Raw genomic sequence first — 20,950 nt, 5'->3', positions numbered from 1 at the left:
TTACCCGCATCATCGGCTTATTCGTGCCCGTTTTGCAAGTCCCCATCCACGGCGAAGAAGCCATGGACAGCGGCGGCGGGTGGTTTAGAATGCGGCATGCTTCGAGAACTCGGCATGGTCGTGGGTTTCCTGTCCGTGATGGTGTTCCAGGAGGCGGTGGCCCAGCCGCTGAAGATCCTGACCATCGGTGACAGCCTCACGGAGGAGTATCGGTTCGAAGGGGTGTTCAGCGGTCCGAAGGTCGAGGGGGTGCCGGTCCCCGTCGCAAATACGAGGAACTGGGTGGAGATCGTCGCTGACCGTCGCGCCGACCGGATTTCCTTCGGATCATTCGACGCGAATTTCAACGCCTATTCCGACTTCCGGAACGGCGGCTATGCCCATAACTTCGGCGTGCCGAGTTTCACCACCACGGACTGGCTGGGCGTGATCAACTGGGAGAGCCTGCCCAACGACGGGCTGGCGTACAAATACGCCGCCTACCGCACCTACAGCAGGCTGGTGGAGCATCTGGAGGAAGAGGGTATCGGCGTGGTGGTGATCTTCCTCGGTGGGAATGATCTGAAGTCGGACTACTCCGGAACCTTCCATGATGATCCTCCTCCAGCGCTGCTCCAGAACGTGGTCACCAACCTGGGGCAGATCATCAGCTTCGTCCGCCAGCAGAACGCCACCGTGCCCATCGTGGTCTGCACGCTGCCGGACATCGGCGCCACGCCGGTGATCACGTCGAACAACAATTACGAAGACCTGGTGTTGCGGGCGCGCGCCAGGCAGCGCATCGCGGACACGAATGCGGCGGTGATGTCGCTGGCCGCCAGCAGGGGGGCGCACGTCGCACGGATCGATCTCATCACGACGAAGATCTTTGATGAACCGCAGTTCCATCTGAATGGCACCGTGTTCCAGTACCCACCGGACGACCTGAATCCTCCGGACCACATCTTCTGCCACGATGGGTTCCACCCATCCACGGTGGGGCAGGCGCTCATCGGCAACCTGGTCCTTGATGCGATCAACCGCGCCACCGGGGCGGCGGTGCCGCTGATGGGGAACCGTGAGATCCTCGGGGACGTGCTGGGCCTTGATCCGGACCAACCCTACCTCACCTGGGCCGGATCCGCAGGTGGCGCCACCGCCAATCCGGACGGCGATGGGTTCCCCAACCTGGTGGAGTACCTGCTGGGAGGCAGTCCGTCGATGGCGGACGATCCTTTCACCTTTGCCGTGGATGGCGGGTTGTCCTTCCGTCCGCTGGAGGTTCCATCCCGTTATGCGGACCTGGCGGTGCAGGAGTCCGGAACGCTCGGCAACGATTGGGCGGTGGTGCCGCAGTCACGCATCACCGTGCTGCCGGATGGCACGTGGCAGGTCGCCCCGACCGGCGGCTCGAAGAATTTCTACCGTCTGACCGCGACGCCGAAGCCGTGAGGCGGAGGCTTACGGGTAGAAATACTTCTCCAGCCGGCCGAGGAAGTACTTCTCGGTGGAGGTCAGGCCGTCCGCGGCCAGCACGCGGGTCAACCAGGTCAGGGCCTTCCCTTCGTCGCCATGGCGTTTGATGGTGTCCGCCCGTTCGGCGAAGAAGACCTGGGTTTTCTCCAGGCTGGTGAATGCCTCCCGCGATGAGGCGAAGGCGCGGAAGACAAAGCTTTCCCGCGGGGATTCGGATTCCCAGCCCAGCGCGTCGAGCGCCTCCGTCAGGACCTCATCCTCGGCCAGCGAAAGGTGGTCATCCATGTAGAGGGAGAGGAACAGCAGCTCGATGATGGCCTCGCGGGAGTTTTGGTTCATGGCAGCGGAATCTAACGGGCCGTGCGGAAAGCTCAATGTCATTCAGCCGCGGTGGAATCGGGTCTCCTGATTCTACCTGCGCTGTGAGAAAAGCCATGCGGCCACCTTCGGGTCGATCCATGCGTGGACGGAAATCTGGTGGCCGCCATCCTTGAACTCGGAATATCGGACCGGGCCGCCCGCCGCCGAGATCTGCGAGAACGCACGGCGGGATTCCTCCACCGGCACGATGCTGTCGTCCTCCCCGTGGAAGATCCACAGCGGCACTTCCTTCAGCTTCTCCGCTTGGCCTTCCGGCATGCCGCCGCAGATGGGGATGCCCGCCGCGAAGCGCTCCGGCTGGCGGACCAGCCAGTCGAAGGTGCCGTAGCCACCCATCGAGGCACCGACCAGATAGACCCGCTTCGGATCAATTTCTCCGGTCTTCAGCCGGTCATCGAGCAGGGCCATGAGGTCCGTGAGGGCGGGTGCCGGTTTTGGCGAAAGCGGATGGACGGGAGAGGTCCATGAAGCGGTGAGCGTCCACATCTCCCCCGGTGGGCATTGGGGGGCCATGACGAAACAGGCGTGGTCTTTCTGCCGTTCCGGTGTCGCCCATACCCCTGCACCCAGCGCGCCGGTGCCAGCCAGCAACTGGCTGCGGTTGTCGCTGCCCTTGCCGGAGCTGCCATGCAGGACGATGACCAGCGGTAGCGGCTTATCCGCCTTCTCCGGGGCGAACCAGCGGTAGCGGACGGTCCGTCCCTGATGCTCCAGCGTGCGAGCCTCGAAACGCTCCGGGTTTTCACGCAGCAGCCGCTCCCGCATCTTCTCCACCTCCGCGTCCTGGGCCTCATACTGCGCGGGCGGGATGATCTCCCGCTGTGGTTCCTTGGCCGAACAGCCCAGGGTGGTGAGGAGGAGAGGGAAGAGGAGGTGGGATTTCATCGGAACGGGAGTCTTCGTGGATAGCAACTCGAGCTTGCCGTGGTTCCAAGCAAAGGAACCGCGAATCTTACGAATCCAACGAATCTTTTCTTCATTCGCAGGATTCGTGAGATTCGTGGTCAATCTCCGGCGGTTGTAGCCCTGTTGATGGCTCAAAAAAAACCGACCTGCAGGAGCGGCCCCTGCAGGTCGGAAAGGTTCAGGCTGTTTTCAGCTCGATCAGATCGCGGCCAGGATGGCGTTGAATGTCTCGCTCGGGCGGAGGGCGGCGGAGGCCTTGGCATCGTCCGGCTGGAAGTAGCCGCCGATGTCGACCGACTTGCCCTGCACGGCCAGCAGTTCGGAAACGATGGTTTCCTCGTTGGCGGTGAGCTTTTCGGCGACCGGGGTGAAGATCTCCTTCAGCTCCGCGTCCTTGTCCTGTCCGGCGAGCGCCTGCGCCCAGTAGAGGGCGAGGTAGAAGTGGGAACCACGGTTGTCGATGGTGCCCAGCTTGCGGCCGGGGGAGCGGTCGTTTTCGAGGAACTTGCCGGTGGCGGCGTCCAGCGTGTCCGCCAGCACCTTTGCGCGGGCGAGGCCGAAGGTATCGGCGATGTGCTCGAAGGATGGTGCCAGGGCGAAGAACTCACCGAGGGAGTCCCAGCGCAGGTAGTTTTCCTGGACGAACTGCTCGACGTGTTTCGGTGCGGATCCACCGGCTCCGGTTTCGAAAAGACCGCCACCGTTCATGAGGGGAACGATGGAGAGCATCTTCGCGGAGGTGCCGACTTCCAGGATGGGGAAGAGGTCGGTGTTGTAGTCACGCAGTACGTTGCCGGTCACGGAGATGGTGTCCTTGCCCTGCACGATGCGCTCGAGCGAGTAGGTGCAGGCGTCCGCCGGGGCGAGAATCTTGATCTCCAGGCCGGAGGTGTCGTGGTCGCCGAGGTACTTCTCGACCTTGGCGATGAGCTGGGCGTCGTGGGCGCGGTTCTTGTCCAGCCAGAAGACGGCAGGGTCCCCGGTGGCGCGAGCGCGGTTCACGGCCAGCTTCACCCAGTCCTGGATCGGCGCATCCTTCGTCTGGCAGGCGCGCCAGATGTCACCTGCCTCCACTTCATGGGAGAGCAGCACGTCGCCGTTGCTGTCGGTGACCTTGATGGTGCCCTCGCCGGGGGCTTCGAAGGTCTTGTTGTGGGAGCCGTATTCCTCGGCGGCCTGCGCCATGAGGCCCACGTTCGGCACGGAGCCCATGGTCTTCGGGTCGAGAGCGCCGTTCTTTTTGCAGAAGTCGATCACCGCCTGATAGACGCCGGCGTAGGAGCTGTCCGGGATGACGGCGAGGGTGTCGCCGGTCTTGCCCTGGGCGTCCCACACCTTGCCACCGGCGCGGATCATCGCGGGCATGGAGGCGTCCACGATGACGTCGGAGGGCACGTGCAGGTTGGTGATGCCCTTGTCGCTGTTGACCATGGAGAGGGCCGGGCCGTTCGCATAGGCGGCCTGGATGTCCGCCTCGATCTCCGCCTTCTTGTCGGCGGGGAGCTTCGCGATCTTCGCGACGAGGTCGCCGAAGCCGTTGCGGAAATCGACGCCCAGTTCCTTGAGGGTGTCCGCGTGCTTGGCGATGAGGTCTTTGAAGAACACCTCCACCGCGTGGCCGAAGATGATCGGGTCGGAAACCTTCATCATCGTCGCCTTCATGTGCAGGGAGAACAGCACGCCGTCCTCTTTGGCCTTGGCGATCTGGGTGCCGAGGAACTCGACCAGAGCGGCCTTGCTCATGAACGTGCCGTCGAGGATCTCACCGGCCTTCAGCGGGGTGGAGTCCTTCAGCACCTTGGTGGTGCCGTCCGCGCCGACGAACTCGATCTTCACATCGGTCGCATCCGCCACAGTGACGGATTTTTCGTTGGAGAAGAAGTCGCCCTTGCCGTTCATGCTGCCGACGGAGGTCTTGGAATCGCCGGACCATTTGCCCATCGAGTGCGGGTGGGCCTTCGCGTAGTCCTTCACGGCCTTCGGCGCGCGGCGGTCGGAGTTGCCCTCGCGCAGGACCGGGTTCACGGCGGAGCCCATGACCTTCGCGTAGCGGGCCTTGATTTCCTTCTCGGTATCGGTGGCCGGACTTTCGGGATAGTCGGGCAGCTTGTAGCCCTTCGCCTGCAGCTCGGCGACGGCGGCCTTGAGCTGTGGCACGGAGGCGGAAATGTTCGGCAGCTTGATGATGTTGGCCTCCGGGGTGAGGGTCAGCGCCCCCAGCTCGGAAAGGGCGTCGCCGATCTTCTGGTCCTCCGTGAGGTATTCCGGGAAGTTCGCGATGATCCGGCCCGCCAGGGAGATGTCGCGCGTCTCAACGGCGATGCCGGAGTGCTTGGTGAATGCCTGGACGATCGGCAGGAAGGAGTAGGTGGCGAGGGCGGGCGCTTCGTCGGTCTTGGTGTAGATGATGGTGGGAGACGCGGACATGATGTTGGCTTTGGAAATTCCGGGAGACGTTTAGGCGTTGTGGGACACCGGGGCAAATCCAAAGAACCGCCCGGTTTCCCTCCATTCAGAGAAATCCGAAAAACGAGACGATCTGCCGGAAATCCGGCCGATGGACCGCATCCGGGCACAGGCAGTGGTCCTTGAGCGCCAGCAGTTCCTCGATCTGGGCTTCGCGGGACCTTTCCGGGATGATTCGGGAAACCAGCTCTCCCAGCAAGTGGCCGTAGGCGCGGACCTCGATTTTTTCCAATGCCGCCGCATGTTCCGCGGGCGCGCTCCACCCCGCGCCGAAGTCGCCTAACAGCCCTTCGCCCTGCGGGTTCCACAGGATGTTGTGGGCGTAGAGGTCGCCGTGGACGATGCGTCTGCCGTGGAGGTGGGCGGCGGCTTCCGCGATGCCCAGCGCGAGCTTCACCGCCACCGGATAGGGGAACTGGCGGTCCTCCGGATAGATGTCCTGGGTGCAGGTCTTCAGGTTCGGTGGCCCTGCCAGCGGTTGGAAATCCGGGCCGGCCAGGGGCATGACGAGTCCGTCCAGCCCCTCCGGGTGGCCGGTGATCCGTGCCCGCCCGCCCAGCAGCCCGGGGTGCTCTCCGGCGGCGAGGGTCGCGGAAATTTCGCTCTCCGGCAGGCCATCGCTCGTCATCCGGCCCTTGAAGAGCTTCACGGCGACCTTTTCCGCAGTGATGGAACCCGCTTGGCCGAAGTCCGCGTGGTGGATGGTCCCGGAGGCACCTTCGCCGAGTTTCCCGTGCAGGTGCAAGCGGTCCCAGCCGATCTCCGGAACCTCGGAGTCCTGCGCCACGGTGGCGCAGGGATTTCCACCGAGCGCCAGCCAGGCGAGGCGCGGCATTTCCAGCAGCACTTCCGGAAACGCCTCGAAGCGGTTCGCGGAAAGCCGCAGCAGTTCCAGGCCTTTCAACTCCGCGAGTTCATCCGGCAGGGAGGAGAGGCGGTTGCCCGCGAGCATGAGCTTCTGCAGCCGCTTGCAGGTCCCGATCTCCGGCGGCAGTGCCTCCAGCCGGTTGTCCGTCAGGACGATCCAGCGCAGGTTCGGCCCCAGCGCGGCGGCGGGGATCTCTGAGATTTCGTTCGAGCGGAAGCTGATCATTTCGAGCGCTGGGCACTGGCCGAGAATCTCAGGCAGGCGGGTGAAGCGGTTGCCGGAGCAGAAAAGGACGCGGAGTTTCTCCAGCCGCGGGAGATCCTGCGGGAGTTTGGAAAGCGCGTTGTCGGAGAGGTCGAGGATCTCGAGGCTGTCCGCGAGGTCGAAGATTTCCTCAGGAAAGGTCTCCAGGCCTGCGTTCAGGTCCAGCCGGTGGATGCCGTGGAGTTTTCCGGAACGGAGGAGGGTGAGGGTATCGTCGGGCGGCATCGCGCGCATCCTCCGGGACGGAGACCGCATTGGGAACCCCGGATTTGGAAATTGGCGGTGGATCCGCCCCGTGTTGCGATGCCGGTGGTGAAATTGACCGTCAGGGCCGTGCCGAACGCGAAGACCAGCGCCATCCTCGGCTGGGAGGAGGACCCGTTGGCCGGGCGCGTGCTGAAGGTCCGCATCGCCGCCCCGCCGGTGGATGGAAAGGCGAACGCCGCCCTCACCGCCTTCCTCGCGGAGACACTGGGGCTTTCACGGTCAAAGGTGACCTTGGAGAAAGGCGGAACCTCACGGCTCAAGCAGTTCACCATCCCGGACGGGACGGCGTTGCCGGAGTGAACGCCGCTAAGTGCTACCGCGCCTCGCTGAAGCGGATCTCCAGTTCGTCCTCCAGCTTCTTCAGCTTTCCGCGCTCCTTCGGGTGGATGAAGGCGATGGACAGTCCTTTCCTGCCCGCGCGGGCGGTCCGGCCGCTGCGGTGGGTGTAGTACTCCGTCTGGCCGGGGAGTTGGTGGTGGATGACGAAGGTCAGCCCCTCCACGTCGATGCCGCGTGCCGCCACGTCCGTGGCCACCAGGAGCTGGGTGCGTTCCTTCTTGAAGGAGCGCATGACCTTGTCCCGCTCCGACTGCATGAGGTCGCCGTGGATGGTGTCCACGCCGAAGCCTTCCGCCGTGAGTTTCTTGGAAAGGTGGATGGTGTCCTCCTTCGTCCGGCAGAAGATGACGCCGCGTTCGCCGCGCTGGCGGTGGAGGAAGTCGATCACCGCAGGCAGCTTCTCGTCGTTGGTGCAGACGACGTATTTGTGGATGATGTCGCGGTTCACCACGTGGGCCTTGTCGATCTTCAGCATCGGCGCGCTCTCCGCCATGCAGACCTTCGCCAGCGCCTGGATGGAGTCCGGGATGGTCGCGGAGAACAGCCAGGTGCTCTTCCGGCTGCGGGTGTGGGTGAAGATCTGCTGCAGCTCCTTCTTGAAGCCCATGCTCAGCATCTCGTCCGCCTCATCCAGCACCAGATGTTTCACGTGACCCAGGTCGAGTGCCTTCTTCTTCAGCAGGTCGATCAACCGGCCCGGCGTCACCACCACGATGTGCGTCGGACGCTGGAGCGCGGAGATCTGGCGCTCGATGGGATCACCGCCGCAGAGCACCTCCGTGAAGACGCGGTCCGTGTATTTCGTGAATCGGAAAAGCTGCTTGCCGATCTGCTTCGCCAGCTCCCGGGTCGGTGCCACCACCACGCCCTGGATGTGGGGGACGCCCGGCTTGATCGTTGCCAGCAGGGGCAGGCCGAAGGCCGCCGTCTTTCCGGTGCCCGTCTGCGCCTGGACGATGAGGTCCCCGCCGTCCTGCAGCAGATGCGGGATGACCTTGGCCTGTACTTCCGTCGGCTTGCGGATGTCGAGTTCTTCGAGGCCCTTGATGAATCCGGCGCTGATGCCGAGGTCTTGGAATGTTTTCACAGTGTCAGTTGGCGGATGATTTCCGGCAGGTCGCTCATTTGGCCGAGTTTGAAGAACCGGTCAAGGAACTCCACAGGTTCCTCCGCATGCTCGCCGATCCAGGTGATGTGGTAAGGAAGGTGCGCGCCCGCCCCGCCGATGGCCAGCACGGGCAGGATGTCCGACTTCAGCGAGTTCCCCACCATCAGGAAATTTTCCGGCGGGATGCCGTGGCGGTCGAGGATCTTGCCATAGGACGAGCTTTCCTTTTCCGAGACGACCTCGATGTGGCGGAAATACCCCGCCAGGCCGGACCGCTCCAGCTTCCGCTCCTGGTCGCGCAGGTCTCCCTTCGTGATGACGATCATGCGATGATCGGCGGCCAGTGTATCCAGGGTCTCCGCCACTCCGTCGAGCAGGTCGATGGGGTGCTCCAGCATGTCCCGCGCGGCGTCCAGGAGCTGGCGCAGCTCGCTGGAGCTGATGGCCCCGTTGGACAGGGTGATGGCGGTCTCGATGGCGGACAGGGTGAAGCCTTTGACGCCGTAGCCGTAGAGGGGGATGTTCCGCATCTCAGTGGCGACCAGCACCTCACCCGCCGGGAGCGGGTCATGGTAGCGGGCCAGCAGCTCGCGGAAGCGGTCGTAGGCGCGCTCGAAGATCGGCTGGTTGTGCCACAGCGTGTCGTCCGCGTCGAAGCCGATGATGAAATCCCGGGCGGGCATACGTCGCACCATAGACCCGGCACCGCCCCGGGTCGATTCAAAGACGCTCCCCGGCCTTCACCGCGGTGTATTCGCTGAAGACGTTGAAAATGGCGCGGCGTTTCACTTCCACGAAGCCGGCGGCCTCGAACGCCTGCATGATGTCTTTCGGGCGCACGCAGGTATCCATGGTCTCCCAGAAATAGACCATCATCTCCTCCGCTTTCTTGCTGCGGGTGAGCAGGCGGGAGAACCCCGGATAGATCTTTCCGAAGTAGAGGCGGAACAGGAAGGAGCCGAATTTCCCCTCAGGCCGCGTCGCTTCCAGGATCAGCACCTTGCCGCCCGGCTTCAGCACGCGGTTGAACTCGGTGAAGGTCTTCTTCAGGTCGGCGAAGTGGCGCATAGCGTAGCCCACGGTCAGGAAATCGAACTGGTCGTCCGGCAGCGGCATGTCCTCGCCGCCGCTCTGGACGAAGGTGGCGTGCAGCTTGGCCTTCGCCTCGCGGATCATGCCGTCGCTTGGCTCCACGCAAGTGATGTCCTTTTCGTAGCCCATCAGCTCGGCGGCGGCGACCGCCATCAGGCCGGTGCCGGAGGCCACGTCCAGCAGCTTCATGCCGGGGCGCAGGCCATGGCGGCGCTGGGCGTCCTTGCGGTAGAGGTTGCCGGTTCCGAAGAATCCCCACTCACAGATGGCGTCGTAGTGTTGCGCGCCCTCGTCGAAAAGCTGCTTCACATAGACCGGGCGTTCCTCAGGGCGGGTGTACCGGTTTTCCAGGACGGGATGCGGATTCATTCGGGGCGCGACCTTGCGGGATGGCCCGGAAAGGTCAATACCGGCGGCGGATTAGTTTGAAGCGGGCGTCTCGAGGTAGCGAACATCGTGAGAGATTCGGCGCGGCGTTGATCCCCTGGCAAACCGGCTCCAGTCCCCCAGCGGACTTCCCCCCAACCGAAGGTCTCACGACCTTCGCTACCAGGCTTGCGCGCCATTCCACCAAGCAGGAAATCCTCTTGCCCCCGCCGGACCTCCTTGGGAATCTCCACACGCCATGAGCTTTCCAATCCGCAGCGCAAGGGACCAAGTATCGGGGATCTATGTTTTCGGTCGGATCCTCGACAAGATCCGCCTCCACGCGGAAGGCAAATTGCCTCCCGCCTACCACCTCGGCGTCATCCCCGGCAACCGCACCTTCGACGACCGGGTGTGCAAGTTTCTGGGCGTGGACTACGCCGCCCTGCGTGACCGCGTGCTGGAAGGCGGAACTGATGAGGAGGTGATGGAGTGGTGCTTTGAGAACGGCACCCGGCCGACCGACGAGCAGATCGAGATCTGGAACGGCTTCATGTCCAAGCGCGGCTGGCGTGACAGCTCCGGCTTTGAAAAGGACAAGGCGGACGCCGGTTTCGGCGACCGCCCGGAGATCATGACTTATTTCGACCTCTTCGACGCGGAGGAAGGCCGGGCTTAATAATCCGCCGGATCCGCGCGGTTCAGCACGATCTGGTAGCCGTGGCGTTCCAACACGACGGAGTCACCCGCGTTGCGTGCCCGCCATTGGGCGACGGACACCGCCTGGCGGGAGCCTTCGCTAAACTGGTTGCCGAGGAACAGCTCATTGGTGCCGGGAAAGACCTGCCACACCATGATCCGGACTTTCACGTTCGGGTTCTGGCGGAGTGAGACGGCCACCTTGCCGCTGGCTTTTTCCGAGGTGATGCCGGAGTTGAAGTCCATGAACCACTCGCGGTTGGTGCCGGCGGGGAAGAATGGATCGTTGCTGGCGGCGACTTTGTACATGCCGCTGAGGGAGAGGGAGGAACGGCTGCCGTCGGGGACATCGGCACGGGTTTGGTGGACGAACGCAACCAAGAGCAGGGTGGCCAGATAGACGAAAAACTTCAGGCCATGGGATTTAGGTGCGGTAGAAGTATTCATAACACCTTTCCTCTAGCCAGACGCGTGCCGGGTTCGTCCCGCTAGATGGTCTTCATGGAAAATCAATGACTTATGATCCGGGGTGCACGGATTTGCCGCAATGCGGAATGCGTCTGGAGGGGCAGTCGGGCGGCGATGAATGCGTTTTGCCCGATGATCAGAGCCAGAGCTTCAGGATGTAGACCAGGAGGGTGGTAGTGAACATGCTGGCCAGCGTGCTGTAGTAGACGGCGGACGTTGAGAACGAGAGATCCCCGCCGAATTCGTGGGCCAGCAGGGCGGTGTTGACCGCGGTGGGTGCGGCGGCGGAAAGGATGAGGGAGGCGGCCACTTCCTTCGGGAAACCAAACAGCAGCGCCAGCGGTGCGGCGAGCGCGGGGGCGATGGCCAGCCGCAGGGCGATGGCGGACCACAGCGGCGCACGGAACGGGGCCGGGCGGGTTTGGGACATCTGCACTCCCAGCGTCACCAGCGCGAAGCCGATGAGGCCCGCCTGGATCAGGTCGAGCGGTTCCCACAGCCAAGTGATGCTTTTCACCGGGACCTCCAGGCTCTTGCACAGGACTCCCAGCAGCAGGGCGTAAAGGGTCGGCTGGCGCAGGACCTTCATCAACGCCTTGCGGTGGGAAACCTCCGCCTCGCCATGGGACTGCGCGAGGAAAAGACCCACGGTGTAGGTGGAGACGTTCATGGTCGCCAGCACGTAGATCTGGACCGCCGCCGCCTGGTGGCCGAAGGCCAGCGTCACCAGCGGCAGGCCGTAGTTGCCGGAGTTGTAGAACATCGTCGCCAGCGAGAGTGACTGGCGTTGCTTTTCAGGCATTTTGAACACGGCCCCGGCGAGCCTGCTGCCCACGAACATCAGGAAGACGATGCACAGTGTGAACGCCACGATCTTCAGCGCGTCCCCACCCGCCAGTTCCGTGGAAATGACCTTCGTGAAGATGAAGGCCGGCACCATCAGGTAGATGTTCAGCTTCACCATGCTTTCCAGGTGCAGCTTGAACTTCCGGTCCAGCAGCCAGCCCGCCCCCACGGTCAGGAAGATTGGCGCGCAGACGTTGAGGAAGATCTGGAAGAACACTTCGCCGCCGATCAAGGAGACGCCGGGCATTCCTGTCAATCATCCCCCCTTGACGCGGCCCACACGCGAGACGAGACGTTGGGGTGTTTTCCATTCTCTGTTAGATTGGATGATACAATGTATTGACAAAATACGCATTTGTTAGATTGCTCGTCTGTCCCAACCAAAGACCCCAAAACACCATGAAAACCAAACTCTGGATCTCCGCCCTCGCCCTTCCTTTCGTTCTCGTCGCCTGCGAGAAGAAAACGGAAACCGAACAGGCCGTGGACAAGGCGAAGGATGATCTCAAGGAAGCCGTGGAGAAAGCCGTCGACAGCGGCAACCTCACGGAGGAGCAGAAGCAGCAGCTCGAAGCCGCCCAGAAGGAAGCCCAGAAGCAGCTCGAAAACCTGACCCCGGAGCAGAAGCAGGCCGTCGCCGATGCCCAGAAGCAGTATGAGAACCTGACGCCGGAGCAGAAGAAGGCGATCGAAGACGCCCAGAAGCAGGCCGCCGAGGCGATCAAGAACGCGGGCAACAACGTCGAAGAAGCGCAGAAGGCCATCAAGGAAGCCCAGGAGAAAGCCGCGAAGGCCCTGGAAGGACAATAAGCCGGGAATCGGTTCACTCCGGACCGAAAAAAGCCCCGCACGGTGATCCGTGCGGGGCTTTCCTGTTATGGTTTTCCGGGTGGAATCAGTTGCCCAGAGCTTTGTCCACTTTTTCGCCGGCCTTCTCGACCGGGCCTTTGGGATCAACGGCGTCTTTGATATCCTCTCCGGCTTTGTCGATGCTCTCGCCGATTTTCTCCGCCGGTCCTTTTTCGCGGCAGGAGGTCATCATTGGAGCGATCGCACAGAAGGCGAGGGCGGACATCAGGATGGTGGTTTTCATAGGTTGGTGTGGGAGATCAGATTTTGCCCATGAGGACGAGAATGATCACGATGATCAGCACGAGGCCGAGGCCGCCCGTGGGGCCGTAGCCCCACTCACGGCTGTGACCCCATGTCGGAAGTGCTCCGATGAGCAGCAGGATGAGCAGTATCAACAGGATGGTTCCTAACATGGCGGCGGGTGGCTGAGGGTTTCAGTTGATGAGCGGAAATCAACGATCCGCGTCGCGCAGGGCCTGTTCGACCGCTTCGCGGGTTTCACCGGTGCGTTTCTGGATGCGGCCGACCAGCTCGTCGCCGAGTCCTTCGGTGTATTGGAGATCATCGTCGGTGAGCGACGCCCAGCGCTGCTTCAGTTTTCCTTTGGCAATGTTCCAGTCTCCTTTAAGTGTAAATTTGTTCATGGTTCTGTGGGTTGGGGTTATAGGGATTTATTATCAGGGATCGTGCCATCTGCTGGATTCCACTCATGCCATCGCCCGCAACTCCTGATGTACGTAGGGATACCCTACATCATCGGTATTTCCCCCGTGCAGGAAGGACACTCCCGGAATGAGTGCAACATGCATCATTCTGCAGGGAACTGGTGCAAAAGAGCGTGCCGCAGCTGATCTGGAATCAAACCACCTGGGTCTTCCAGCGCCCCTTGCGGAACAAGACCAGGCTCCAGATGGCGAGAACCGAGAACGAGATGGGGACGGCGACGAAGACGCCGACGGGACCGAATCCGAGCGGCTTCGCCAGGATCCATGCGAGTGGTACCTGGCCCGCCCAGAAGCAGAAGAAGTTCAGCCGGGTGGGCGTCCACGTGTCACCCGCTCCGTTGAATGCGCCCTCCATGCACATACCCGCCGCATAGAGCGGGAATGCCAGGCTGATGATCCACAGCGCCTGCGTGCCCTGCCGCGCGACCTCCGGATCCTGGGTGAAGATGCCGATGAGAGGCTTTGAGAAGACCACGAAGACCAGGCCCACCACGCCGAGGAACAGCATGTTGAAGCGGGTGGCGATCTTCACCGCCCTTTCCGCCCGGTCCGGTTGCTCCGCACCGAGGTTCTGGCCGACCAGCGTGGAACCCGCGTTGGCCAGACCCCACGCGGGCATCAACGCGAAGATGACGATGCGGATGGCGATGGTGTAGCCCGCCAACGTGGTGCTGCCGAACATCGCCAGGATCTTGAACAGCCCTACCCAGCTCGTCGTGCTGATGAGCAACTGGGCGACGCCGTTTTTCGCCAGCCGGACGATGGCGAGCAGGATGGCGGTGTCCGGCAGCAGATGGGAAAGACGGACCTTCAGCCTGCTGTGGTGGCCGGCCAGATGCCAGAGCTGGTAGAGCACACCCGTGCCCCGGCCGATGTTGGTGGCCACCGCCGCGCCGGTGAGGCCCATTTCCGGAAACGGCCCCCAGCCGAAGATGAAACACGGCCCCAGCACGATGTTCAGCGCGTTGGCCAGCCACAGCGTGCGCATGGCGATGACCGCGTCACCCGCGCCGCGGAAGGCGGCGTTGATCAGGAAGATCAGGAACACGGTGATGTTCCCGCCCAGCATGATCCGGGCGAAATCCGTGCCCATCCGGATGACGGAATCGGACGCCCCCATCAGCCCGAGGATCTCCCCTGCGAAAATGGCCAGCACGACGCCGAGCGCGGCCGATACCGTCGCACCCAGCAACAGGATCTGCCCGGCGGTCCGGGCCGCCTGTTCCGGATCCTGCTCACCGATCCGGCGCGAAACCATGGACGTCGCGGCGAAGGAGATACCGATGGCCACCGCATAGATGAGGGACATGACAGACTCCGTCAGGCCGACCACCGCGATGGCGTCACTGCCGAGGTGGGAGACCCAGAAAACATCCACCACCGCGAAGAGGGACTCCATGATCATCTCCAGCACCATCGGGACCGCGAGGAGCAGAACGGCGCGGTTCAGCGGAGCGGTGGTGAAGTCGTGGTGCTTTCCCTTGAGCGACTCAAGGATCACACGCCCCAGGGACATGTTTTCGGTGGAAGACGGTTCCATGCGGCGGACGCGGGATTTCGCCGATCCGCTGACGCGGCGCAAGATCAATCGTGTAGCAAGACTGCCGTTGCCCCTCAACCATGCCAATGGACGGTCTTCACATCCGGCAGCATGCGCAGGGCGGTGATGACGCGCGCAGGCAGGGTGAGCCGTTCGCCTTTCTTGTGCTTCACGTGGAAGGTGACGCGGCGGTCGTTGGCGGCCAGGTCCTCCTTCCAGTCGATGCCTTTGATCTTCAGGTTCATCGACTCCAGGAGCCTGGTTGTGTTGGTGATGTCGGAGTCGTTGCTGCCGAAGGAGACGCTGAGATCGGAGTACCAGTCGTTCTCCATCCGGTTTTCAAAACGCGGTACCAACCCGAGGATGATCAACGCCAGCACGGTGGAGACGATGCCGACCCCCAGAGATCCTGCACCGAGTGCCAAACCGATGATGGCGGCGAACCAGAGCGTCGCGGCGGTGGTGACGCCCTGCACGATGTGGTCCCGCTGGTGAACGATGACACCGGCGCCGAGGAAGCCCATGCCCGCCAGGATGCCCGCCGCCAGCCGTGCCGGGTCCGGGTGCCAGCTCGACGGGCCCTGCTGGGCGAAACTGTCCTGATAGAAGGCATCGGACACGATCATCGCCGCGGCGGAGGAAAGGGTGACCAGCAGGGTGGTGCGGAGACCGGCCGCACGCCCATGGGACTCCCGCTCGATGCCGATGACAAGACCCGCAACCAGGGCCAGACCCAGCCGCATGAGGATTTCCGCATCCAGGTCTCCGGCGAAGGTGTTCCAATCCATGATGGAGAACCTTTCACCAATCCGTGGAAAAAGAAAATGGGGAATCGTATCCCGGGTTTGAAAGGTATGGTATGGAGAAAGGCGGAATGACTGTCGCGGGGCATACTTATCTGGGGATCGAGACCGGGGCTACCCACACCACCGTGATGGTGGAGGACGGAGCCGGGCGGCAGGTGGATCGTTTCGAGCTGGGGCCGGCCAACGTGCTGCTTTCGACCGATGGGGAGCTGGAGCGGTTCTTTCTCGAGATCAAGGCACGGACGGGCGAAGTCTCCGCCATCGGTGCCGGCATGGCGGGCCTGCGGAACGAGCAGGACCGGCGGCGGGTGGATGCCATCGCGCGGGTGGTCTGGCCGGAAACCCCTTTCCAAGCGACGAACGACCTGGAGACGGCGCTGACCGCCGCCGGGGAATGGCCTGCGGGGGTGGACGCTCGTGTCCTGTTGCTGAGCGGCACGGGCTCCTGCGCGTATGGGCGTGATGCGGGGGAAAAGGTCGTGAAATTCGGCGGCAGGGGGCACATCCTCGGGGACCGTGGCAGCGCCTGCGACATCTCCTTGGGCGCGCTGCGGAACGTCGTCTATCAGTTCGATGTGGATGGGCGCTTTCCCGCGCTGGGGCACGCGGTGCTGGCCGCCCTGCAGCTCAACGAGCCGGACGATCTCATCCCGTGGATCCAGGAGGCGGAGAAGCATGAGATCGCCGCGCTGGCAGTGACGGTTTTCCGCAAGGCGGAGGAAGGCGATGCGCTGGCAAAGCAGGTGCTGCATGATGCCGCGGACAAGCTGGCGGACATGGCGGTGCATTGCGCGGAGCGTCTGTCACGGAAAGGAAAGCCGGTGCAGTTCGTCCTGGCGGGCAGTGTGTTGCTCAAGCAACCCGCCTTCGCCGCCGGAGTAGGACGACGGTTGGGTGAGCAATGGGAAGGCAGCCAGGTGGTGAAGCTGGTGGGCGAAGGTGTGCAGGGCGCGCTGGCGTTGGCCCGTGCGCTGCCCGTTCGGGAAAAGATTTCAACTCCGCCACTTGCACGGGAATCCGGTCCGTTGATCGCGCTTTCCCAGATGGCCTCCGCCCCGACGGAGTGGCGGAACCCGCGCACCATGGAGCTGGACTCCATGCCGCTGGCGGACGCGATCGGCCTGCTGATCGAGGAGAACGCGGCGGCGGTGGATGCGCTCAAGCCGCACGCGGCGGATCTGGAATGGATGATTTCCCACACGGTGGAGGCGTTCCGCGCGGGGCGTCGTCTGTTCTATGTCGGGGCCGGGACCAGCGGACGGCTGGGCGTGCTGGATGCCAGTGAATGCCCGCCCACTTTCCGAGTGCCGCCGGAGCTGGTGCAGGGCATCATGGCAGGGGGACGCCGCGCCCTATGGAGCGCGGTGGAAGGCGCGGAGGACCAGGAGGCGGAAGGCGCGGAGGCCGTGCGATTCCGCGGCGTGGGTCAGGGGGATGTCATTCTGGGCATCGCCGCCAGCGGGCGCACGCCATATGTATGGGGTGCGCTGGAGGAGGCGCGGCGTCTCGGCGCGGTGACGGCGCTGCTGGCATTCCATCCGGGGCTGCAGGTGCCGGACGCCCACCGGCCTGACCGTCTCATTTTGGTGAACACAGGGCCGGAACCGCTGACCGGCTCCACCCGCATGAAGGCGGGCACCGCCACGAAGGTTTTCCTCAACACCCTCACCACCCTGGCGATGGTCCGCACCGGAAAGGTCCGCGGCAACCTGATGATCGACCTCAACCCCAGCAACACGAAGCTCCGCGACCGCGCCGTGAGGCTGGTGACGGAACTCGTTTCCTGCGACGGGGAAACGGCGCGGCGTGCTTTGGAGGAAAGCGGCTGGGTCGTCCGGGACGCGGTGGAGCGGTTGGATAGTGGCAGATCTGATTGAGAGATTCGCTGGAGCGGAGTGCGACAGACATTTGGGGGCGGATTCTTGCCACGATGGCGAACGCTGGTAGGATGACCCGAATGAATTCACGATCCGTGGCCATCGTTCTGGCGGGCTGTGCTTTCAGCTATCTCGCAGGATGGGGCACACATTCACTGATGGTTGATGAAAGCAATGCTCCGAATAGCATCGCAAATGCCGGCAGCCCATCGAGAGACCGGCGGAGGGAAGACATCGATGAAACCGAAAAGTTGGTGGCCAGGTGGATGGACCGGCTGGATGGAGCCGGGCCGACTCAAGTTGCAGGCGAGATTCCGCCTGGAGAATTGCGGGTGGTGATCAACGGGGTGATGACCGGGGTATGGGGGGATCTGTCAGCCGCCGACCGGGCGAAATTGGAGGCTCTGATTGGTGAGTGGGCGCTTGATGATCCGGAGGCGGCCCTTTCATGGGCCAGAGGGCTCCGCCATCCCCAGCAAAGGGAAGTGGGGTTGACCTACATCGCCGCGGCCCTTGCTGATGGTGATCCCCACAGGGCCTTTGGTATCTACGCCGAACAGGAGAAGGTGACCCATACGCTCGCCGAAGGAAAGATCCTGGCCCTCATCACCAAACTTTGTGGCGAAGCGGTGGCCAACGGACCTCAGGCGTTGCTGGATCTGCAACGGCGGATTCCCCGTAACGAAACGAATGGAATCACGGGCGTGAATGTGGTTTATCCGGACGGTTTCGACTATGCCGCGATGTTGGACGGTCTGGCGGAGAGTGCGAAAAATGGACAGGGTGAGTGGCCCTATGAACTGAGCAGTCCATTGAGCCAATGGGCGGTGAAGGATCCCGATGCCGCGTTTTCATACATATCCTCAATGGTGGGTGATGGCCGTCGGTTCCAGTTCCATGACCTCACGGAGCGGTTGGTGGATCGATGGGGGGCCACCGCGACGAATGAATGGGTAGGGCGGAAAATCTCATCCCTGGCCCCGGCGGGAAGAAGGGCATTTCTGGAAATGTCCGGAATCATCAACAGTCCGGGAAGTCTGGTGAGCGTCATCAACGGAGTGACCGATACGGCCACGGCAAATGAACTTCGTTATGAAGCAATCCAAGCCACCGCTTCCACCACACCACGGAACTTCGAAGTATTGGCGGACCTGCCGACGGAGGAAAAAATAGCGATCATTTCCCGCCTGCGGGGACTGAAGCAGACGGATTACCTGAAGAGCATGATGACGAAGTGGGAGATACCCCCGGAAAAGATCGATCTTCTCCTCGATGCGGTCAGGATGCCATGATGGCATCCGGTTCCTGTGTCATGATGGATGGCGTCTGAAGCTATGCTGGATGTCAGATGCCCTTGGGTGATTCCTATTGTCCCGAGGGCGGCACGACCCTTGGGCGCGGCGCCCTTTCGGGATCGCCTGGGGGGATGCTGTTGGGAGAGGGGTCCTCCAGCCATTTGATCTGGATCTGCACCCAGTTCCTCGTCTCGTCCTGGGGGTTTCCTCCCAGGGTGAGGGTGACCCTGCCGCCGGGGACTTCCCCGGTGAGCTTCAGCGGACCGCCGTCCTTCCAGAATTCATTCTTGATCCAGATTTCCGCGCGTTCGGATGGAATCTTGAAATAGGCCAGCAGTGCGGGCACTTCGCCGCCGGGCAGGGAACCATTGATGTAGGCACCCTTGACCGGGGTCTCCGGCCCCACGGGGTGTGCCTCCGGATAATACTCGCCGCGGGGCGTGAGATCCACAGCCCGGAAGCTGATGCTGAACTGGGTGACGGAGACGGGAGGCGCTGCCTTGTCCTTCGAGGCAAACGTGAGGGCAAGCGGGCCGGCGCTTTCCAAGGACTTCGACCAACGCAGGTCCTGCTGTGGTTGGGGCAGGAGGAACTTCAGATCCGCGGCGGTGAAGGTGGAGAACTTCGGCGCTTCGTCCAGCACCAGCCGGATCGGCAGGGCCGTGCCCGGTTGCAGCACCTTTAACTGTTGGACGGCCGCTCCGGGGACCGGATTTGGTCGGGGCGGGGTGTCTGGTGCCGTGGACGTCTGCGCGAGGAGGACCGGCTGGAGCAGGCTGGCGGTGAGGAGCATGCGTGCGACGGTTTTCATGGCAACGTGATCAGACGCGGCAGGTGGTTCCGCTATTCAGGGGATTTTCAAGGGTAGCGGCGTGGATTCGTCAATTCTGGTAGCGGAAGTCGTGAGACTTTCGGCGGGGTGAATGGCATCCGCCTTTCCAGCTTCATCCGGGAATGGACGGCATCCATCCGCTGTGTCGTCGTGCGACTGATGGCGTCCTCCCCGCCGAATCTCTCACGGGATTCGCCGCGTGCACCGGGATGCCATCCGCGAATACCTGCATCTGATTGGTTATGATTTGGCTGGCGATATGGCCATCTCAGTCACGTGTTTGAATTCATTCGTGTTCTGACATGCTGAAATGATCAGGCTGGCTTTGCCGAGGCGTCCGTTGTTACGCCATGCGTCAATCAACCAAGTACGAATCAAATTCCATCCACTTGCATCCAGATAATCACGGAACTTTTTTCGATTGATGCTGACAATGGGGTAAACCGTGATCCGCCAATTCGGTTCGAGACGACTCTGTGCCGAATCGCAGTTGGACGTTGAATAGCTCGCCTGAACCCTCTGATATTCGATCCGCAAAATCGGAAAATCATCCTGATTCATGAGGAATTTTTGGCTCTTCTCTCCGTAAAATCCGATCTCAAGTTCATTGTATTGAGGCACTCCGGATAATTTGCTGGAAAGCAGTTCCGCTCCGGATGGATAGGACGTTCCTTTGGCAAGGGGGCCTTTGTAACGTGTCCTGATTAGAGGATCTGGAGTTGAGTCCATTGATTCGTGGGATGAGGGGTGGTGATTTGGAGGGTCGCGTTTTGGTGGGCATCAGGGAATGGATGGCGTCCTCCCAGCCGAATCTCTCACGAGATTCGCTACTCGCTGGACTCACCACCCGTCGGTCACGTCCTCCAGCCCCAGCAGCTTGATGACCTCGTCCGGCACGCCGGGGTAGGGTCCGGCGATGGGGACGTTGCCGACGTAGCCGAGGCTTTTCCACGTGCTACTGTGAGTGTAGTAACCGCCGAGGGTCAGCATTCGCAGGCGGCGGAAGAAACGCACGCCCGGAGCCAGTGCGGGAGCGGCTTTCGCCGGATCGCAGATGGTGTCGAGGATGCCGGTCTGCTGGGCCTCCGTGAGATCGTCGAAGCGCTTTCCGTGCAGCGCGTTGCTGTGGCTGTGGAGCCAGGCGAGGCCGCCGCGCAGGTTCTCGAAGTCATCGAGCGTGTCCTTGTAAGGAGCGCCGACCCATTCGTTGAGGAAGTCCGGCACGCCGATGGCGGATGGCATGGGCAGGTCCGCTCCATCACCGGGCAGGATGATGTCGCAGAGGATGGCGAGGGTGGCCAGCTCCGCCTCCGTCAGCGGCTTTTCCCAGGGGATGACCTTCTGGGAGTAGTCCGGGTCGGTGAGGGCGTCCTTCACGTTGCGGGTGAGCGGCAGCGGGGCCTGGGCCTTCGCTTCCTTCGGCATCATCGCGCCTGCGGCGGTTGCAGCGGCGAAGAGGCGGAAGACATCGCGGCGGGAAATCTGGGAAGACATGGTG

The 20,950-nt window shown here is 62.7% G+C and carries 23 protein-coding genes; 6 read left to right on the top strand and 17 right to left on the bottom strand.

Annotated elements, in window-relative coordinates:
• Positions 1 to 96: 96 nt before the first annotated feature.
• On the top strand, positions 97 to 1,431 hold the full coding sequence (locus OVA24_RS18890) for an SGNH/GDSL hydrolase family protein (RefSeq protein WP_267671683.1): 1,335 nt from the start codon (positions 97 to 99) through the stop codon (positions 1,429 to 1,431).
• Between the two features lie 9 nt (positions 1,432 to 1,440).
• On the opposite strand, the gene OVA24_RS18885 is transcribed toward OVA24_RS18890, so the two are convergent.
• From OVA24_RS18885 to OVA24_RS18870, 4 genes are all read right to left on the bottom strand, one after another.
• A complete protein-coding gene (locus tag OVA24_RS18885) occupies positions 1,441 to 1,794 on the bottom strand; it encodes a hypothetical protein (RefSeq protein WP_267671682.1) in 354 nt (117 codons plus the stop codon).
• 72 nt (positions 1,795 to 1,866) lie between these two features.
• Positions 1,867 to 2,721: a carboxylesterase family protein gene (locus OVA24_RS18880; protein WP_267671681.1), complete on the bottom strand. Its 855-nt coding sequence runs from the start codon at positions 2,719 to 2,721 to the stop codon at positions 1,867 to 1,869.
• A gap of 219 nt (positions 2,722 to 2,940) precedes the next feature.
• Positions 2,941 to 5,169 carry an NADP-dependent isocitrate dehydrogenase gene (locus tag OVA24_RS18875; RefSeq protein ID WP_267671680.1) on the bottom strand — a complete coding sequence of 743 codons (2,229 nt, stop codon included), beginning with the start codon at positions 5,167 to 5,169 and terminating at the stop codon, positions 2,941 to 2,943.
• 85 nt (positions 5,170 to 5,254) lie between these two features.
• Complete coding sequence (locus tag OVA24_RS18870) at positions 5,255 to 6,565, bottom strand: leucine-rich repeat-containing protein kinase family protein (protein ID WP_267671678.1); 1,311 nt, start codon at positions 6,563 to 6,565, stop codon at positions 5,255 to 5,257.
• Positions 6,566 to 6,643: 78 nt separating this feature from the next.
• Here OVA24_RS18870 and OVA24_RS18865 point away from each other — a divergent pair, with 78 nt between their 5' ends.
• Entirely contained in the window at positions 6,644 to 6,907 is a 264-nt protein-coding gene (locus OVA24_RS18865; RefSeq protein ID WP_345783448.1) for a DUF167 domain-containing protein, read from the top strand.
• A gap of 13 nt (positions 6,908 to 6,920) precedes the next feature.
• Here OVA24_RS18865 and OVA24_RS18860 read toward each other — a convergent pair whose 3' ends face one another.
• Genes OVA24_RS18860 through OVA24_RS18850 form a run of 3 tightly spaced genes read right to left on the bottom strand, consistent with a single transcriptional unit; the run spans position 6,921 to position 9,515 of the window.
• Entirely contained in the window at positions 6,921 to 8,033 is a 1,113-nt protein-coding gene (locus tag OVA24_RS18860) for a DEAD/DEAH box helicase (RefSeq protein WP_267671675.1), read from the bottom strand.
• The gene (locus tag OVA24_RS18855; RefSeq protein ID WP_267671674.1) at positions 8,030 to 8,737 is read right to left on the bottom strand and encodes an HAD family hydrolase; all 708 of its coding nucleotides are present in this window, start codon (positions 8,735 to 8,737) and stop codon (positions 8,030 to 8,032) included. Before OVA24_RS18855 ends, OVA24_RS18860 begins: the two co-directional genes overlap by 4 nt.
• 37 nt (positions 8,738 to 8,774) lie before the next feature.
• Positions 8,775 to 9,515, bottom strand: coding sequence for a class I SAM-dependent methyltransferase (locus OVA24_RS18850; protein ID WP_267671673.1), 741 nt, complete (start codon positions 9,513 to 9,515; stop codon positions 8,775 to 8,777).
• Between the two features lie 256 nt (positions 9,516 to 9,771).
• Here OVA24_RS18850 and OVA24_RS18845 point away from each other — a divergent pair, with 256 nt between their 5' ends.
• Positions 9,772 to 10,191, top strand: a complete 420-nt coding sequence (locus OVA24_RS18845) for a DUF5069 domain-containing protein (protein ID WP_267671672.1) — start codon at positions 9,772 to 9,774, stop codon at positions 10,189 to 10,191.
• Here the strand turns inward: OVA24_RS18845 and OVA24_RS18840 are convergent.
• Together OVA24_RS18840 and OVA24_RS18835 are read right to left on the bottom strand one after the other, a co-directional pair.
• Positions 10,188 to 10,658, bottom strand: a complete 471-nt coding sequence (locus OVA24_RS18840; protein ID WP_267671671.1) for a hypothetical protein — start codon at positions 10,656 to 10,658, stop codon at positions 10,188 to 10,190. The genes OVA24_RS18845 and OVA24_RS18840 overlap by 4 nt on opposite strands.
• Positions 10,659 to 10,815: 157 nt before the next feature.
• A complete protein-coding gene (locus OVA24_RS18835) occupies positions 10,816 to 11,772 on the bottom strand; it encodes an AEC family transporter (RefSeq protein WP_267671670.1) in 957 nt (318 codons plus the stop codon).
• Positions 11,773 to 11,924: 152 nt separating this feature from the next.
• Here OVA24_RS18835 and OVA24_RS18830 point away from each other — a divergent pair, with 152 nt between their 5' ends.
• Positions 11,925 to 12,335 (top strand): hypothetical protein, encoded by a 411-nt coding sequence (locus OVA24_RS18830; RefSeq protein WP_267671669.1) that lies wholly within the window; start codon positions 11,925 to 11,927, stop codon positions 12,333 to 12,335.
• Between the two features lie 85 nt (positions 12,336 to 12,420).
• Here OVA24_RS18830 and OVA24_RS18825 read toward each other — a convergent pair whose 3' ends face one another.
• The 5 genes from OVA24_RS18825 to OVA24_RS18805 form a co-directional block, all read right to left on the bottom strand.
• Positions 12,421 to 12,618 (bottom strand): hypothetical protein, encoded by a 198-nt coding sequence (locus tag OVA24_RS18825; protein WP_267671668.1) that lies wholly within the window; start codon positions 12,616 to 12,618, stop codon positions 12,421 to 12,423.
• A gap of 16 nt (positions 12,619 to 12,634) precedes the next feature.
• Positions 12,635 to 12,790, bottom strand: a complete 156-nt coding sequence (locus tag OVA24_RS18820) for a DUF3309 family protein (RefSeq protein ID WP_267671667.1) — start codon at positions 12,788 to 12,790, stop codon at positions 12,635 to 12,637.
• Positions 12,791 to 12,829: 39 nt separating this feature from the next.
• Complete coding sequence (locus OVA24_RS18815) at positions 12,830 to 13,021, bottom strand: CsbD family protein (protein WP_267671666.1); 192 nt, start codon at positions 13,019 to 13,021, stop codon at positions 12,830 to 12,832.
• Between the two features lie 214 nt (positions 13,022 to 13,235).
• Positions 13,236 to 14,642 (bottom strand): MATE family efflux transporter, encoded by a 1,407-nt coding sequence (locus OVA24_RS18810; protein WP_267671665.1) that lies wholly within the window; start codon positions 14,640 to 14,642, stop codon positions 13,236 to 13,238.
• A 74-nt stretch (positions 14,643 to 14,716) separates the two neighbouring features.
• Positions 14,717 to 15,430, bottom strand: a complete 714-nt coding sequence (locus OVA24_RS18805; protein WP_267671664.1) for an MgtC/SapB family protein — start codon at positions 15,428 to 15,430, stop codon at positions 14,717 to 14,719.
• Between the two features lie 86 nt (positions 15,431 to 15,516).
• Here OVA24_RS18805 and OVA24_RS18800 point away from each other — a divergent pair, with 86 nt between their 5' ends.
• Together OVA24_RS18800 and OVA24_RS18795 are read left to right on the top strand one after the other, a co-directional pair.
• Positions 15,517 to 17,325: an N-acetylmuramic acid 6-phosphate etherase gene (locus OVA24_RS18800; protein WP_267671663.1), complete on the top strand. Its 1,809-nt coding sequence runs from the start codon at positions 15,517 to 15,519 to the stop codon at positions 17,323 to 17,325.
• A gap of 95 nt (positions 17,326 to 17,420) precedes the next feature.
• Positions 17,421 to 18,617 carry a hypothetical protein gene (locus OVA24_RS18795; protein ID WP_267671662.1) on the top strand — a complete coding sequence of 399 codons (1,197 nt, stop codon included), beginning with the start codon at positions 17,421 to 17,423 and terminating at the stop codon, positions 18,615 to 18,617.
• 73 nt (positions 18,618 to 18,690) lie between these two features.
• Here OVA24_RS18795 and OVA24_RS18790 read toward each other — a convergent pair whose 3' ends face one another.
• The 3 genes from OVA24_RS18790 to OVA24_RS18780 form a co-directional block, all read right to left on the bottom strand.
• A complete protein-coding gene (locus OVA24_RS18790; protein WP_267671661.1) occupies positions 18,691 to 19,431 on the bottom strand; it encodes a hypothetical protein in 741 nt (246 codons plus the stop codon).
• A 261-nt stretch (positions 19,432 to 19,692) separates the two neighbouring features.
• Positions 19,693 to 20,181: a hypothetical protein gene (locus OVA24_RS18785; protein WP_267671660.1), complete on the bottom strand. Its 489-nt coding sequence runs from the start codon at positions 20,179 to 20,181 to the stop codon at positions 19,693 to 19,695.
• A gap of 111 nt (positions 20,182 to 20,292) precedes the next feature.
• The gene (locus tag OVA24_RS18780; protein WP_267671659.1) at positions 20,293 to 20,946 is read right to left on the bottom strand and encodes a gluconate 2-dehydrogenase subunit 3 family protein; all 654 of its coding nucleotides are present in this window, start codon (positions 20,944 to 20,946) and stop codon (positions 20,293 to 20,295) included.
• Positions 20,947 to 20,950 lie beyond the last annotated feature (4 nt).

Origin of the sequence: Luteolibacter sp. SL250, assembly GCF_026625605.1 — a bacterium.
In the GTDB taxonomy this organism is placed as follows: Bacteria; Verrucomicrobiota; Verrucomicrobiia; order Verrucomicrobiales; family Akkermansiaceae; genus Luteolibacter.
This window is presented reverse-complemented; position numbering and strand designations above follow the sequence as displayed.